12 protein-coding genes are annotated in these 14,825 nt (G+C 65.4%); 5 read left to right on the top strand and 7 right to left on the bottom strand.

Features of this window, described 5'->3' with window-relative positions; genetic code table 11:
* Position 1: 1 nt before the first annotated feature.
* A complete protein-coding gene (locus ACOZHM_RS01490; RefSeq protein ID WP_421567177.1) occupies positions 2-754 on the top strand; it encodes a prealbumin-like fold domain-containing protein in 753 nt (250 codons plus the stop codon).
* Between the two features lie 9 nt (positions 755-763).
* Here the strand turns inward: ACOZHM_RS01490 and ACOZHM_RS01485 are convergent, their stop codons facing one another.
* Both ACOZHM_RS01485 and ACOZHM_RS01480 read right to left on the bottom strand, forming a co-directional pair.
* A complete protein-coding gene (locus ACOZHM_RS01485) occupies positions 764-1,837 on the bottom strand; it encodes a hypothetical protein (RefSeq protein ID WP_421567176.1) in 1,074 nt (357 codons plus the stop codon).
* A complete protein-coding gene (locus tag ACOZHM_RS01480) occupies positions 1,834-3,465 on the bottom strand; it encodes a mechanosensitive ion channel family protein (protein ID WP_421567175.1) in 1,632 nt (543 codons plus the stop codon). Before ACOZHM_RS01480 ends, ACOZHM_RS01485 begins: the two co-directional genes overlap by 4 nt.
* A gap of 225 nt (positions 3,466-3,690) precedes the next feature.
* On the opposite strand from ACOZHM_RS01480, the gene ACOZHM_RS01475 reads away from it, so the two are divergent.
* From ACOZHM_RS01475 to ACOZHM_RS01465, 3 genes are all read left to right on the top strand, one after another.
* The gene (locus ACOZHM_RS01475; protein ID WP_421567174.1) at positions 3,691-4,077 is read left to right on the top strand and encodes a DUF1622 domain-containing protein; all 387 of its coding nucleotides are present in this window, start codon (positions 3,691-3,693) and stop codon (positions 4,075-4,077) included.
* A gap of 36 nt (positions 4,078-4,113) precedes the next feature.
* A complete protein-coding gene (locus ACOZHM_RS01470) occupies positions 4,114-4,983 on the top strand; it encodes a bile acid:sodium symporter family protein (protein ID WP_421567173.1) in 870 nt (289 codons plus the stop codon).
* Between the two features lie 69 nt (positions 4,984-5,052).
* Positions 5,053-6,561, top strand: coding sequence for an arylsulfatase (locus tag ACOZHM_RS01465; RefSeq protein ID WP_421567172.1), 1,509 nt, complete (start codon positions 5,053-5,055; stop codon positions 6,559-6,561).
* 73 nt (positions 6,562-6,634) lie between these two features.
* On the opposite strand, the gene ACOZHM_RS01460 is transcribed toward ACOZHM_RS01465, so the two are convergent.
* The 5 genes from ACOZHM_RS01460 to ACOZHM_RS01440 form a co-directional block, all read right to left on the bottom strand.
* A complete protein-coding gene (locus tag ACOZHM_RS01460) occupies positions 6,635-7,051 on the bottom strand; it encodes a YidH family protein (protein WP_421567171.1) in 417 nt (138 codons plus the stop codon).
* A 157-nt stretch (positions 7,052-7,208) separates the two neighbouring features.
* Positions 7,209-7,634: a hypothetical protein gene (locus tag ACOZHM_RS01455; protein WP_421567170.1), complete on the bottom strand. Its 426-nt coding sequence runs from the start codon at positions 7,632-7,634 to the stop codon at positions 7,209-7,211.
* Positions 7,631-7,912, bottom strand: coding sequence for a hypothetical protein (locus ACOZHM_RS01450; RefSeq protein WP_421567169.1), 282 nt, complete (start codon positions 7,910-7,912; stop codon positions 7,631-7,633). The genes ACOZHM_RS01455 and ACOZHM_RS01450 overlap by 4 nt, the downstream gene beginning before the upstream one ends.
* The gene (locus ACOZHM_RS01445) at positions 7,909-9,243 is read right to left on the bottom strand and encodes a TFIIB-type zinc ribbon-containing protein (protein ID WP_421567168.1); all 1,335 of its coding nucleotides are present in this window, start codon (positions 9,241-9,243) and stop codon (positions 7,909-7,911) included. The genes ACOZHM_RS01450 and ACOZHM_RS01445 overlap by 4 nt, the downstream gene beginning before the upstream one ends.
* 18 nt (positions 9,244-9,261) lie before the next feature.
* Positions 9,262-10,410: an SPFH domain-containing protein gene (locus tag ACOZHM_RS01440; RefSeq protein WP_421567167.1), complete on the bottom strand. Its 1,149-nt coding sequence runs from the start codon at positions 10,408-10,410 to the stop codon at positions 9,262-9,264.
* A 257-nt stretch (positions 10,411-10,667) separates the two neighbouring features.
* Here ACOZHM_RS01440 and ACOZHM_RS01435 point away from each other — a divergent pair, with 257 nt between their 5' ends.
* Positions 10,668-14,822 (top strand): calcium-binding protein, encoded by a 4,155-nt coding sequence (locus ACOZHM_RS01435; RefSeq protein ID WP_421567166.1) that lies wholly within the window; start codon positions 10,668-10,670, stop codon positions 14,820-14,822.
* The last annotated feature ends 3 nt before the right edge of the window (positions 14,823-14,825 follow it).

The raw sequence follows: 14,825 nt of genomic DNA, 5'->3' as shown, positions 1-14,825 counted from the left end.
AATGAGACTTCCTGTCAGCCACACCGCCTTGCGCACGCCTCCACGCCGTCGCCCGGGTGTGCTGTGGGTGCTGCTGCTGTGCGTGGGCCTGGCGCCGGCGGTGCACGCGCAGAGCGTGCAGCTGGCCAAGACCAGCCAGGGCGGCGTGGGCACGTTCAACTACACGCTGACCAACCTGGATGGCGCAAGCGATGCGATCACCACCACGACGGCGGGCACGCCGACGCCCTCGGCGACGGTATTCACCGTGACCGATCCCTCGGCTGCCGTCACGCTCACCGAGGCCGCGAACGCGCAGTTCACGCTGGACACCGCCAGCTGCGTGGATACCAGCGGCACGGTGCCGGGCAGCATCGGCGTGCTGGCCGGTGCCACGCTCACGATCCCGGCGGCGAGTCTGCCGCCGGCCGCGACGCTGGTCTGTACCTTCGTCAACACCCAGGTCGCGCCGGATATTGCGATCAGCAAACAGGCCAGCCCCACCGTCGTGGCCAGCGGCGGCACCGTGACCTTCACCCTGACGGCCAGCAACGTCGGCGCGGTGGACGTGACCAATGCCGTACTGGCCGATGCGCCGGGCACCGGGTTGAGCTGCACCGCCGCCGGCAGCTGCACCGCCAGCGGCGGGGCAACTTGCCCGGCCAGCATCCCGGCGGCCGCCCTGTTCGGCGGCGGCGTCACGGTACCGGCGCTGCCGGTTGGCGGCAGCGTGGCCGTCAGCGTCGCCTGTACGGTGACCGCGTCCGGCAACTGAGCCCGGCCCTCAGTTCGCCCCGACCGTAATGACCGGCGTCTGCGGCGACACGCCGGTCTCGGCCAGCGAGAAGAACATCATCATGAAGGTGAAGGCGCGCTTGGAGCGGAGGTCGGTGTCGTCGATCCAGTACCAGGCATCGCGGTAGCGCACCTGCGCGTACGCCTGCGCCGGGCGCTCCGTCCCCGAATGGATCAGCGCCAGCGGCGGGTTCTCGGCGGCGGCCGCAGATTGCAGCGTGCCGGGGTACGTGCGCCCACGGGCGATGTGGTCGGCCGGAACGTCGATGCCGTCGGCGAACTCAATGAGGATCTCCAGCATGGAGCGGGTCTGCACCGCAATTTCCTTGCTGTTGCGCGGAATGGCCCCGTAGGTCAGCGTGATCTCGTCCAGTGGCGGGGTGACACCGAGCAGCCGGACCACGGTGGCGATGTCGGCCTGCAGCGCCGGATCGGACGCGCCATGGAAGAACAGCAGCGTCACATCCTGGCCGTCGCGCCGTTCAATCCGCATGCCCAACCCCTGGGAGAGCTGGATGCGCCGCATTGCCTCGGCCAGCGCCTCGAACTCGGGTTCGGCCGGGCGGTGATTGACCCCGGTGGCGCGGTTGTAGCGCCCGTTCATGCCGCGCACCGTCGCGCGCAGGATGAAGTCCGCCGGGTAGCCGGCCTGGATCATCGAGAACACGGCGACCGGTGGAATCGGCTGCAGCAGGCTGCGGCTGAACTTCTCGCCCGTGAGCGGGGTGTAGGAGATGGTGGGCTTGTCGGTATAGCGGCCATAGCCGCCCAGCGACTGGTTGTTCGGCGTGCTGCCCCCGAAGAAGTTGCCACGCAGGTCGACCTGACCCTCGACGGTGTAGGAACTGATCACCGACGAAACATCCAGGAACACCGGTGCATCGACGTAGCGCAGGCGCACGATGTTCAGCAGCGTCTGCTCCTTCCACGAGTCGCCCATCACCGTCGAGTACTCGATGCGATCGCGCGGAATGCTCTTCGGGCCAATGCTGGTGCAGCCCTGCACCAATAACAGCGAAGCGGCCACCACGAGGCAGCGCGACAGGCGTGTGTGAAGGCTCATGGCTGCCGGTCTCCAGGCGCTGCTGCGGGGGGCGAGGGCGTGCCGGGGAACCAGCGACCCGGCGGAATGACAATGGCCTCCTCGGGTTGCGCCATGAAATGCGGCGACATGATCTGGATGCCGTGCTGGTTGAACGCGTCCTGGATGTTGGCATGCAGCGCGGACAGGATCATCGGCTTGCGCGGCAGTCGTTCCAGCGCATGCTCCAGCGCGGCGAAGACCTCGTACTCCACATAGAAGTCATTCAGCCCCCGCTGCAGCACGTAAGGCGGGGGCAGGGTCGCGAGGTCATCGGTCGCCGCCACCGCCTCCAGCAGGATTTCATGGACCTCCCGCCAGGGGGCGTCATACCCGATGGTGACCTTCACGGACAGGAACACGGGGCCTTCGTCGGCGAGCTTGGAATAATTGCGCACCGCATTGCCCACCAGCACCGAATTGGGAATCGTGATCTCCTGGCGGTTGAGGTTGACCAGCTTGGTCGCCAGGCTACCGACCTCCACCACCCGCGCCTCGATGCCATCGACCTCCACCAGGTCGCCGCGCCGCAGTGCACGCGAGTACACCACCACCATGCCGCTCATCAGCTGATTGACCACGCCCGCCGAGCCGAGCGTGAACACGATGCCGAGCATCACCGACACGCCCTTGAACGCGTCGCTGCTGGACCCGGGTATGTAGGGATAGGCGATCGCCACCCCCATCGCCCAGACCGCGATCGTCACCAGCCGCTTGGTCGCCGAGGCCGTCTCGGGGTGGATCAGTGGCGCGCGGATGCTGCGGCGCTGCACGTTGTCGAAGAACAGCCGCACGCCCTCTGCAACCGCGCGGGTCAGGAACAGGATCAAGAGGACGGTGACGAGCCCGGGCGCGGCGTCCACCACCGCGCGGCCCAGGTCACGCAGCTTGTCGAGGAAGAAGCCGCGCAGCCCCGCGCCCAGCGGGCGGGTCAGGGGGAACGCCGCCAGCAGGACCGCAACCCAGACATAGAGCACCAGCAATTGGGCCAGCCATGTGAGCACGATGAACAACCGCGTCAGCAGCGGCCGCACATAGTCACGCCACTGCATTCTGGCGCCGGCACGCTGCAGGCGCCGCTCGAGCCAGGACTCGAGCAGGCGGGTGCCGCGGCGGATCAACCAGCCCAGCAGCACGGCCAGCGCAGTGGCGACCAGGACGACAATCGCTCCGTGCAGCAGTATCTCGGGACGACGTTGCTGATGTTCCGCATCCAGCGCCTGCTGCAGATTAGCCTGGACACGAGCCGCTTCCTGCTCGAGCGGCCGGGCCTCCACCAGGGTGTCTCCCGGCAGCAGTGCGAATGCCACGTGGCTACCCACCTGAATGGCTGCGGCGGGTTTGCCCCCGTACTCGAACATTCGCGTGTTCACCGGCTGCAGCTTGTCGGTGTCGGTCAGCCCCTGGAGGGTCGCCGTGGCGCGCTGGATGCGCACCGATGGCGGCGCACCGCTCAGGGTTTCATGAAAGACGGCGATGTCACGGTTGGCATACCGCACCGTTTCCGCTGCCTGCACCGTCGCGTCCTGCGCATGCAGCGGGGGGCAGACCGCAAGCGCAGCGCTGGTCATCATCATCACGCACAACCACATGTTCCAGGACCGCGTCATGACGACTCCTTGGTAAGGCAAGCAGTGTGCGTCCACCCATTCAGACGCCTGCATTATCGCTACTCCGGCAGCACCTGGAGACACGTAAATTTACTGAGCGGAGCTCGGTAGTTAAACGCTGGTCGCAACCGTCCACGGCGTTCAATCTGGATGCCTGGCCGACGTGCCATCGCATCCGCGCGCTCCCTCGTCATGCCACCCGGCTCGTCCCATCGGAATACGCCCATGCCCAGCGAAGAAGCCGCCATCCAGTGGGTCGAGTGGTCCGCACTCGGCATCGAGTTGCTCGCGATCGGGTTGATCGTCGCCACCATCGTCGTCTCGACGGTGGTGTACGTATTGGCATTGGCGGTACAGCACAAGGACCGCGCGGACAGCTACGAGCGCTACCGGCGTCGGCTGGGCCGTGCATTGCTGCTCGGCCTTGAAATCCTGGTCGCGGCCGACATCGTGCGCACCGTGGCGCTGGACAGCACGATGAACGCGATTCTCTCGCTGGGCCTGCTGGTGATCATCCGCACCTTCCTGAGCTGGTCGGTGGTGCTGGAGGTGGAAGGCTTCTGGCCGTGGAAGCGCCCGCCCGAGCGTACCGCCGCGGCGAGGGAGGACTAGCGTGTACACCCCGGACATGGCGGTGGACGCCTCGCCATGAACACGCAGGCGCTCATCCTGCATGGGCTGCAGGCCAGCATCATCGGCACCGTCTTCTCGTTCGGTCTGCGTGCCACGGTAGCGGACGCGGGCTTCCTGCTGCGCCACCCGGGGCTGCTGCTGCGCTCGGTGGTGGCCGTGTTCGTGGCGATGCCACTGGTGGCCCTGCTGATCGTGGAGGTGTTCGCGCTGCCGCGGGCGACCGAAATCGCCCTGGTGGTGCTGGCGCTGGCGCCGATACCGCCGCTGCTGCCCAAAAAAGGAACCAAGGCCGGCGGCGAGGGGGCCTACGCACTGGGCCTGATGGTGATGATGGGCCTGCTGTCGGTGGCCCTGATACCCCTGATCCTGATGGCGCTGGGCACCTACTTCCACCGCGAGTTCGGCATGTCGCCGCTGGCGATCGCCAAGGTCGTGGTGGTCATGATCGTGATTCCGCTGCTCGCCGGCATGACCGTCCGCGCGGCATGGCCGGCGCTGGCAGCAAGGCTGGTGGGTCCCATTGCACTGCTGTCGCTGATCCTGCTGCTCGGGTGCGCCGCCCTTGTGCTTTATGCCGTGATGCCGGCGGTGACCCACCTGCTGGGCAACGGCACGGTACTGGCCATTGCGGCGTTCGTGATCATCGGTCTGCTGGTCGGGCACCTGCTGGGTGGACCCGTGCCGGAACGCCGCACCGTGCTGGCGCTGTCGACCGCAAGCCGGCATCCGGCCATCGCGCTGGCCATCGCCAAAAGCAATTTCCCGGACGAGCCACATCTGGCGGCCACGATCGTGCTGTACCTGCTCGTGGCGACGGTACTGGCCATTCCCTACATCCAATGGCGCAGACGCAGGGCGCCATCGGGCGTGGCGAACCCGGGATGAGGGTCGCCCTCAACCTCGCGGGCCCCAAGGGCCCAGTCACAACGATCCAACCCAACCGGAGAGGCACGCATGGCAACCAAGGCCAAGAAACCGAATATCCTGGTGATGTGGGGCGATGACATCGGTCAAGCCAACCTGAGCTGCTACACCAAGGGCTTGATGGGCTACCGCACCCCGAACATCGACCGCATCGCCAAGGAGGGCATGATCTTCACCGACAGCTACGCCGAGCAGAGCTGTACCGCGGGCCGCGCCTCATTCATCACCGGCCAATGCGGACTGCGCACCGGCCTGACCAAGGTCGGGCTGCCCGGTGCGGAGCTGGGCCTGAAGGCCGAGGACATCACGATTGCCGAAGCGCTCAAGCCGCTGGGCTACCGCACGGGTCAATTCGGCAAGAATCACCTCGGCGACCGCGACGAGCATCTTCCCACGATGCATGGGTTCGACGAGTTCTTCGGCAATCTGTACCACCTCAACGCCGAAGAGGAGCCCGAGGAGATCGACTACCCGAACAAGAAGGACTTCCCGGACTTCAAGAAGAAGTATGGGCCGCGCGGCGTGCTGCACTGCTGGGCCGACGGCAAGGGCGGGCAGAAGATCGAGAACACCGGCCCGCTCACCCGCAAGCGCATGGAAACCTGCGATGACGAGTTCCTGGCCGGCGCCAAGAAATTCATCCAGGCCGCGCACGATGCGGGCGAGCCGTTCTTCGTCTGGTTCAACACCTCGCACATGCACGCCTGGACCCACGTCAAGCCGGAGAGCCGCGGGCAATCCGGGCGCTGGCAGTCCGAGTACCACGACGTGATGATCGACCATGACAAGTGCATCGGCGAGATGCTGGACTTCCTCGATGAGCTCGGCATTGCCGACGATACGTTCGTGCAGTACAGCACCGACAACGGCCCGCACATGAACACCTGGCCGGATGCGGGCACCACGCCATTCCGCAACGAGAAGAACTCCAGCTGGGAAGGCGCGTACCGCGTGCCGTGCATGGTCCGCTTCCCGGGACGCATCGAGGCAGGCAGCGAGTCCAACGAGATCGTCAGCCATCTCGACTGGTTCCCCACCATCCTCGCCGCCGCCGGCGAGCCGGATATCAAGGACAAACTGAAGAAGGGCTACAAGATCGGCAAGACCACCTACAAAGTGCACCTGGACGGCTACAACCTGGTGCCCTACCTGACCGGCAAGGAAGAAAAGAGTCCCCGTCCGGGCTTCATCTACTTCACCGACGATGGCGACGTTGCGGCACTCCGCTATGACAACTGGAAGATGCTGTTCATGGAGCAGCGCGTGCCCGGCACGCTCAAGATCTGGCAGGAGCCGTTCGTGGTGCTGCGCACGCCGTACATCTTCAACATGCGCATGGACCCCTATGAGCGCGCGCAGATCACCTCCAACACCTTCTACGACTGGATGTTCCGGCACATCTACCTGCTGGTGCCGGCACAGGCGGTCATCGCGGAGTTCCTGGCCACCTTCAAGGAATTCCCGCCGCGGCAGAAGTCGGCCAGCTTCAGCCTCGACCAGGTGCTGGAGAAGATGATGGAAAGTTCCTCCGGGTCCTGACCGGACTTGCGCCAAGCCAACGCCCCCGCCCGCAGCAGCCGCTGCCAGCGGGGGCGTCGCCGTCTCCGCAGGATCAGCGCGGATCGAGGAACAGCCACAGCGCGGTCAGGCCGCCCATCAGCAGCAGGCCGATGCTGGCCACGATCATGCCCTTGTGACGCGACACATGACGGCCGTGTTCAATGTCCAGGCTGACGCGCCAGTAGCGGTACAGCGACCAGACCAGCAGCGCCAGTCCGAGCCCCACCATGCCCAGCCCGGCGTTGCCCACGTCCTTCAGAAACAGGCGGCCGCCCTGCGGCGCGTCGTCGTTCTGGATCAGGTACAGGCTGAAGCGGTTGATCGTGATGCCGAAGCCGATCAACGACACGGTCGTGCGTAGATAGGCCAGATGCGTGCGCTCATTGGCCAGGTGGGTGCGGATCTTTGCCGCCAGCCCGGCGCTCAGCGGGGGCTCGGCCTCGGTGGCGGGCGAGGGGGTATGGGTCATGTGACTGTTCACCTGTGCCGTTGCGGGGAACGTTCGGGCAGCCGCCCGCATGACCAATGTACCCGCGCAACGCCTCTTGGTGCGTCAATTCGGGTCGGTAAAACTACGCAGGCGTTGCGCGTATCGCGGATGAATCCGCGATACGCGCGCCTTCCGATCAGTTGTTGGCGCCGCCGCGACGCACCCCGAAGATGACCTCCTTGCGGTGCATCTCCAGCAGCTGCGAGCGTGCCAGCACGATCTCGTCCTCGCCATCCCACACGACCTGCTTCAGGTCGCCGTGCAGCTCGCGCTTCGCGGAAATCGTGTCGTCCCACGCGCTGCTGTCGGTGACGACCGTAACGGTGTCCGGGGCGACGTTGATGACCTTCAGCAGGCCGAAGGCCTTGCCGCCCGGAACCTCGAATTCGGCAAGCTCCGAGAGCTCCGCCGCGTACAGGTCACCGACCTTCGGGTCCTTCAGCTGCGAGGTTTCATCGTTGGCAGCGCCGCCAGCGCTCCCCGCGCCACCCACACCACCGGTGCAGGCGGTCAGCAGGGACAGGGAGCAGAGCAACAGGGCGAAATAAACAAGCTTCTTCATGAATCATCAACCAGGGTAGTGGGGGGATTGGGGGGCTGGCGTACCACGCGTTTTCGATACTCGCGCACGTTGTCGCCGCGAATCCGCGTCTCCTGCGTGCCCGAGATGGTATCGACCTGCCGGTCCGCGCCGGTGACCGGCTTGGCCTCGATGGTGGTCTCGCGCTCGAACGCGTGCGATTTGTCGGTGTTGCGGTAGTACCGGTACAGCGCCCAGTACAAGGCCGTTGCGCTGGCGGGGCCAGCCAACAGCAACCAGAGTCCACTATCGTCGCTCATGAGGCAGCTACCAGGAACCAGAGGGTGATGGCTTCAACGATCGTGCCGGTGGTGAGCGCGGCCAACAGCAGTTTCCACTGCTGCACTGGCACGCTGCCCATGGTTTCACCGGTGCGCCCGTTGACCGCGATGTAATGCAGCATGCCGCCGTTGCGGCCGGGCTGGTGGTACGAATACAGCCACACCGGCAGGTACATGGAGACCCAGCGCGAGCCATGTACGTCCAGCTGTTCCTGTTCCCAGCGCACGCCACGGTCGTAGCGGCGCACCGAACCTTCCACCTGTGCGCGGGCGATGGACAGCAGCTGGTCTTCGAGCCGTGGCCGCATCTTTTCCACGTCCAGCGTGCGCTTCTCCGAGGTGAAGCCCAGCAGGTACGACGCATTCCACTTCAACGCATTCTTCGTATCGAACGGCAGAATGGTGTTGATGATGTTGTTGGTGTTGGTGTTGGTATCGAGATTGCCACGCTCCGCGGACGATTCCAGCGGCAGGTCGTCCACGGTGAAGTCGACCTGACGATCCACCTGGTAGATGTCGGCGTCGTAGTAGGTCTTCTTCTTGTCGCCCTCGCCACGGGTGTACTCGCGGGTCTTGATCTCGCCCCGGCCGGACACGCTGGCGCTGACATTGCTGTCCACGATCATGTAGGGCATGTAGACGCCCACCACGTTCTCGGGCGTGAACTGGTCCTTGAAGGCCTTCAACGCGAACAGCCTGCGCTTGTCCACGAACTGGCGGATACGCGCGACCGCATCGTCTTTCGTGATCCGGAACGGCAGCACCGCATCCGGCACGGCGCCGTTGGCCACCTGCTCATTGACTCCGAATACGTGACGGCACCAATGGCAGCGTGCGGTCATCGTGGTTTCGGTGTTGATCGTTACTTCGGCGCCGCAGCCGGTGCACTTGAAGCTCATCAGGCTGGCGGTGCCGGCCTCGATGTCGCGTGCGCCCGAGGCGATGATCGTGCCGCGCAGCTGGTCCAGGCCTTCGCCCAGGCCGAATTCCTGCTCCACCAGCGCGCCGTGCCATTCGTGGCGGCAGAACTGGCAGACGAGCACGTCGGTGCCCAGCTTCAGGCGCACGTCGCTGGAGCCGCATTTCGGGCAGCGGTTCAGGCCGTCCTTGAGTTCCTCGGCGCTGGTGTCGAGGGCGACCGGGTCGGGCGCCTCGATCTCGGCGCGGATCGGGTCGGGCAGGGTGGCCGGGTCGAGCGGGAAGCTGCCCGGCAGGGGCGGGACATCGCGCGGCGAACCGGGGCCGGTGACGGCGCCCGGCAACGGTGGCGGACCCCCGGGCAGCGGGGGCGGGGTTCTGGGGTCGGACATGATCGTTATGCGTCCGCCTTACAGACCCAACGCCTTGGCCTTCAATGCGTTGTAGTCGTCCTGGGTGATCAGGCCGAGGTCCAGCATCTCCTTGGCTTTGGTCAGCTTGGCCACCGGATCTTCAGCCGCCGGCGCGGCCGGGGCCACCGGCTGCTGCAGGCTGCCGGCACCGAACATGCCGCTGGCCATGCCCACACCCACCAGGCCCGCCGCGCCGCCGTTCTCACCGGCGGACTGGATGCCCTGGGCCACGCTGGCCTGCAGGTTGGAATTGCCACGCCCGCCGGACAGCGCGTCGGCGCGCTGCACGGTCTTGAGCAGTTCGCGGGTGTTGGCGTCGTACTCGATGGAGACGATGGCGGTCTTGACGATGGCCAGGCCACGGTCGGACTTCCACTGGTAGCCCTGCTCGACGGCGGCAGAGAGACTCTGCGCGAAGCCCAGCGAATCCTGCTGCAGCTTGGTGATGCGGTTGCCCTTGCCCGGATCGTTCGTGTACAGGCTGAAGGCCGGGGCAAGCGAGCCCACCACTTCATTGAACAGCTGGCTGGCGGCCGCGTTGTCCAGATCGGTGAAGTCAAACACCTTGCCCGGCTGCAGGTACGCGGCCGGCACGAAGTTCTTCACGAACAGGATCGGGTCGACGATCTTCAGCGTGTACGAGCCGCGCGTGATCGCGCCGACCTGCGTATTGAGGAAGCCGTCGTCCCAATAGATCTCGGACTGCGTGCCGAAGCGGTTGTCCGGCAGTTCCTTCAGCGACACGAAGAACGCCGCCTGCTGGCCGCCCGGCTGGCCGCCGAACTTGAAGCGCTCCCAGCTCTGCTTGATCAGCGGGGTGACGATGCCGTCGCCGGCAAAGATGGACTGCGAGTTCAGGTCATCCGAGCGCCACTCATAGCCGCCCGGTTCGGCCACGAAGCCGGTGATTGCGCCGTCCTGGAACAGCAACAGGCCGTAGCCTTCCGGCACGACGATCTTCGAGCCGTTGGTGATGATGTTGGACGAGCCGCTGGTGTTGGACCCACGCCCGGCATTGGTGCCCTGCGGCACGGCCGCGAACAGCGCCGCGGTGGACGGCAGCCCGGCCGGCACCGTGTAGAAGTCCTTCCACTGGTCGGCCAGCACGCCGCCGACTGCACCCTTCACCGCCTGAACAAGACCCATGACCCGCTCCCTGTGATCCAAGGACGGGCGGGTTGCCCGTCACGATGCACGAACTATACCAGCGAGGGAGGTCGTGACGATGGACGTTTCCGGCAGGCGGAGGTCGGCAGGGCTGGCAGTGGGGCTAAACCTTTTGCTGCAGCGTGGGATGTCCCCTTAGGGGACTGACCGCAGCCGGACCGCTGCCGGATACCCGCCACCCACCCGCCCCGGACGCCGGCAGCGATATCGACTGCCGCACCTCAAGGAACCGCATCATGCCCGACCCGAACCCCATCATCGGCACTGAAGAGCAGGAAAGCCTGTATGGCACTCAAGATGCGGACATCCTGTATGGCTTGGGCGGAAACGACGAAATATCGGGCTTCGGAGGCGACGACATTCTGGTCGGGGGCGCCGGTGACGACGTGTTGTACGGCGATGCCGGGTCCGACATCTATCGGTTCGGCGCGGGCTTCGGCCAGGACCTGATCCGAAACTGGGGGGATGATGCGACCGTCGACATCATCGAGTTCGATGCCACGATCGACCGCAGCAATGTGCGGATCGAGCGGGATGGCAATGACCTGATCATCAGCGTGGAAGGCATGCCCGGCGACCAGATCCGCGTCGAGTCCTACCAGACGTTCGGTGGCGTTGACGGCATCCGCTTCGCCGACGGCGTTGTCTGGGACAGGATTGAGATCGCGCGGATGCTCAACCTGACGACGGATGCCGATCAGGTCATGTACGGCTCGGAGTTTGCTGAAACCATCGATGGTGGGGGCGGCAATGACATCATCCGTGCCGATTCGGGTGATGACCTTGTTTTCGGCGGCACAGGCAACGACCAGCTGTACGGGGAGGGCGGCGACGACACGATCCATGGTGGCGAGGGCGACGACGTCCTCGACGGCGGCCTTGGAAACGACCAGCTCTACGGTGGGCAGGGGAATGACTCCCTGGACGGTGGCGCTGGCGATGACCTCCTCGTGGGCGGCGCGGGCAATGACACGCTACTCGGCGGTTTCGGCGGCTCCGACACGTACCTGTTCAGCGCAGGATTCGGCCAGGACACCCTCTTCACCAGGCGGAGTCCGGGCGATGTCGACATCATCGCGCTCGACAACACCATCGACAGAGAGAACCTGCGTCTTGTGCGAAGGGGGGACGGGCTCTTCATCACCGTGGAAGGCAGTCCCGGCGACAGCATTGAGGTGCAGTACCATTTCGAATACGGGGACGCATTCGGGGTGGACGGCATCCGCTTCCCGGACGGCGTCATCTGGGATCGCGAAGAAATCAACCGACGTGTCAACATGCCGTCCGACGCGGACCAGCGGATCGTCGGCAGTGACGGGGCCGATTTGCTGGACGGCGGAGGCGGTGATGACTACATCAGCGCCGGCGGAGGGGATGACATCGTCTTCGGTGGAACGGGCAATGACAGCCTGAGCGGACAGGCCGGCAATGACACGATAGACGGAGGTGCAGGCAATGACTACGTGTACGGTGATGATGGGGATGACATTCTTGAGGGTGGCGACGGTGACGATTACATCGCGGGCGGGTATGGCGATGACATCCTGATCGGAGGGGCCGGCAACGACGCGCTGTACGGCGGCAACGGCAACGACATCTATCGTTTAGGCCCGGGCTTCGGCCAGGACACGATCACCAATGACGATTGGGACCCCAACAGCATTGACGTCGTTGAATTCACCGGCGACCTGGTGTCCACGATGTTCGGTGTCTCCCTGGTCAACGGTGATCTTGTCCTCGAGGCAGGCGATCAGAGGTTGACGATCAAGTACTTCGAGGACTACCAGAGCCTTGCCATCGATGAGGTCCGCTTTGCGGACGGTGTCATCTGGACCACCAGCGACCTCATGCAGCTGGCCATGCAGCCCAATGACGGCGACCAGCAGCTGCGGGGTACCGAAGGTGCTGACACGATCAGTGGTGGCGGCGGCAACGACACTCTTTACGGCAACGGCGGCGACGATGTCCTCAATGGGGATGCCGGCGACGACACATTGTGGGGTGGCGACGGCAACGACATCCTCACCGGCGGTACCGGCAACGATCTCCTCGACGGCGGCGCGGGCGACGATGTCTACCGTTTCGATGTGGGGTTCGGGCAGGACGTCATCCAGAACGTGCGCTACCGCTATGGCGTGGCCAGCACGGACATCATCGAGTTCGCTGCCGGCATCTCCGCCACCAGTCTGCTGGTCAACCGGGTCGGCGATACCCTGGAGCTGCGCCTGGATGGCCATCCCGACGATGTCATCACGATTGCCAATTTCTACAGTCAGTGGGACAGCAACAGCTACTACATCGATGGTGTCCGCTTCGCCGATGGCACCTTCATCGACTATGCCGAGCTGAATCGGCGCGGCAATCTGCCCACCGACGACGACCAGGTCATCTACGGCACCCACCTGGCCGATACGCTCGATGGCGGTGGTGGCAATGATTCGATCTATGGGCTTGCCGGCGAGGATCTGCTGCTCGGTGGGACGGGCGACGACCAGCTCCATGGCGGCGAAGGCAACGACATCCTGCGCGGCGGCGATGGTGACGATCACCTTTACGGCGACGAGGGCGACGACCTGCTGGATGGCGGCAAGGGCGACGACCAGCTGCAGGGCGGTGGCGGCAACGATACGTACTACTACGTTCGCGGCAACGGCATGGACTACGTCAACGCGAGCCAGATGTATGGCAATGACGAAGTGCTGATGGGTCCGGGCCTGACCCGGGCGGATGTCGTGTTGATCAGCAATGGCAGCGACCTCACCATCAAGACGCTGGGAGACAACGGCGGAATCGTCTTCGGTGGGTTTGCCTGGAATCAGCCGAGCCTGTCGCTGCGCTTCTCGGACGGCACCGTGCTGGACGCGGCGCAACTGCAGGCCGCCATCATGGAGACCCGGGAAGGAACCAACGCGGCCAATACCCTGCTGGGCACATCGGCCGGCGACCACCTGCGCGGGCTCGGTGGCGCCGATACCCTGTCCGGCGGTGGCGGGGACGATCTGCTCGAGGGCGGGGCGGGCGATGACCAGCTCAATGGCGGCCAGGGTGACGACACGTACTACTTCGCCAGCGGCTGGGGCAGGGATGTCATCCGCAGCCAGAATCCGCTTATGGATGGCCAGGGGGTGGACCGCATCTATTTCGCCGAGGACATCTCCGCAGCGGACTTCACCGCAAGCAGTACCGCGCAGGACCTGATCCTCACCCATGCGTCGGGCGCGCGCATCCTGATCGGTGGATTCTTCTCGCAGATCCTGGCGGGCGGTGACCGCGTCGTTGACGAAGTCCGTTTCGTTGACGGTACGGTGTGGTCGGTCGATGACCTGATCCTTGCCCAACAGGGCGGCACCAGCGCCGCGCAGTACATCCACGGGCGCGACGTGGCCGATATCATCGACGCCGGCGCCGGCAACGACGTGGTGTTCGGCTACGACGGCGACGACATCCTGATCGGGGGTGCCGGCAACGACCGGCTGGAGGGAGGCAGGGGAAGTGACACGTACCGCTTCCAGCAGGGCTGGGGCAAGGACGCCGTGGTCGGTAGTGGCACGCAGGCCGACGAGGGCGACGTTGACGTGGTCGAGTTCGGTGCCGGCATCGTCGCCGGTGACTTCCACCTGGTGAGCAGTGCCACCGACCTTCGGCTGCAGCACGCCAATGGTGACTGGATCACGCTGGAAGGCTTCTTCACCGATCCCAGTCCGATCCAGCAGGTGCGTTTCGACGGTGGCACAACCTGGTCCATTGCCGACCTGTATGCGCAGCAGCTGGTGGGCAACGACACCGACCAGTACCAGCACGGCACCGCGCAGGCCGACATCATCCAGGGCCTGGGGGGCAACGACCTGCTGTATGGTCGCGGCGGGGATGATGTGCTCGACGGCGGTGACGGCGACGACGTGCTCGATGGTGGTGCCGGCAACGACGTGCTGACCGGCGGCGATGGCAACGACATCTTCGTGTTCAACGCGGGCTACGGCCAGGACCGGGTGATCAGCCAGGACCCGGATGGGATCTACTGGGACGTGGTCCAGCTGGGCGATGGCATCAGCGCCGACCAGGTCGCGCTCAGCCGCAACGGCCGCGACGTGGTGCTGAGCGTCACCGGCACCGACGACAGCCTGACCCTGGTCGACTTCCTGCCGGAGATCGAGGGTGACTGGCCGACCGCCATCGACGAGGTCTGGTTCGCCGACGGCACCGTCTGGGATGCCTACAGCATCATCGGTTCGCTTCCGGCCGCAGGCGCGGCAGGCGGGGCGGAACTGCAGTCGCTGGTGGCGGCAATGGCATTGCCATCGGCCTCGTCGTCGGCGTTTGGCGCAGTGCCGTTGATGCCGATGGCCGACAGAAGTGGCGCGCTTCTGCACGTGGCCCATGTAGCGCTCTAAGCG

This window comes from Stenotrophomonas sp. PD6 (genome assembly GCF_049199305.1).
Classification (GTDB): domain Bacteria; phylum Pseudomonadota; class Gammaproteobacteria; order Xanthomonadales; family Xanthomonadaceae; genus Stenotrophomonas.
This window is presented reverse-complemented; position numbering and strand designations above follow the sequence as displayed.

Coding starts and splice junctions, on each gene's coding strand:
- ACOZHM_RS01490 (WP_421567177.1), top strand. CDS start 2: ATGAGACTTCCTGTCAGCCACACCGCCTTGCGCACGCCTCCACGCCGT.
- ACOZHM_RS01485 (WP_421567176.1), bottom strand. CDS start 1,837: ATGAGCCTTCACACACGCCTGTCGCGCTGCCTCGTGGTGGCCGCTTCG.
- ACOZHM_RS01480 (WP_421567175.1), bottom strand. CDS start 3,465: ATGACGCGGTCCTGGAACATGTGGTTGTGCGTGATGATGATGACCAGC.
- ACOZHM_RS01475 (WP_421567174.1), top strand. CDS start 3,691: ATGCCCAGCGAAGAAGCCGCCATCCAGTGGGTCGAGTGGTCCGCACTC.
- ACOZHM_RS01470 (WP_421567173.1), top strand. CDS start 4,114: ATGAACACGCAGGCGCTCATCCTGCATGGGCTGCAGGCCAGCATCATC.
- ACOZHM_RS01465 (WP_421567172.1), top strand. CDS start 5,053: ATGGCAACCAAGGCCAAGAAACCGAATATCCTGGTGATGTGGGGCGAT.
- ACOZHM_RS01460 (WP_421567171.1), bottom strand. CDS start 7,051: ATGACCCATACCCCCTCGCCCGCCACCGAGGCCGAGCCCCCGCTGAGC.
- ACOZHM_RS01455 (WP_421567170.1), bottom strand. CDS start 7,634: ATGAAGAAGCTTGTTTATTTCGCCCTGTTGCTCTGCTCCCTGTCCCTG.
- ACOZHM_RS01450 (WP_421567169.1), bottom strand. CDS start 7,912: ATGAGCGACGATAGTGGACTCTGGTTGCTGTTGGCTGGCCCCGCCAGC.
- ACOZHM_RS01445 (WP_421567168.1), bottom strand. CDS start 9,243: ATGTCCGACCCCAGAACCCCGCCCCCGCTGCCCGGGGGTCCGCCACCG.
- ACOZHM_RS01440 (WP_421567167.1), bottom strand. CDS start 10,410: ATGGGTCTTGTTCAGGCGGTGAAGGGTGCAGTCGGCGGCGTGCTGGCC.
- ACOZHM_RS01435 (WP_421567166.1), top strand. CDS start 10,668: ATGCCCGACCCGAACCCCATCATCGGCACTGAAGAGCAGGAAAGCCTG.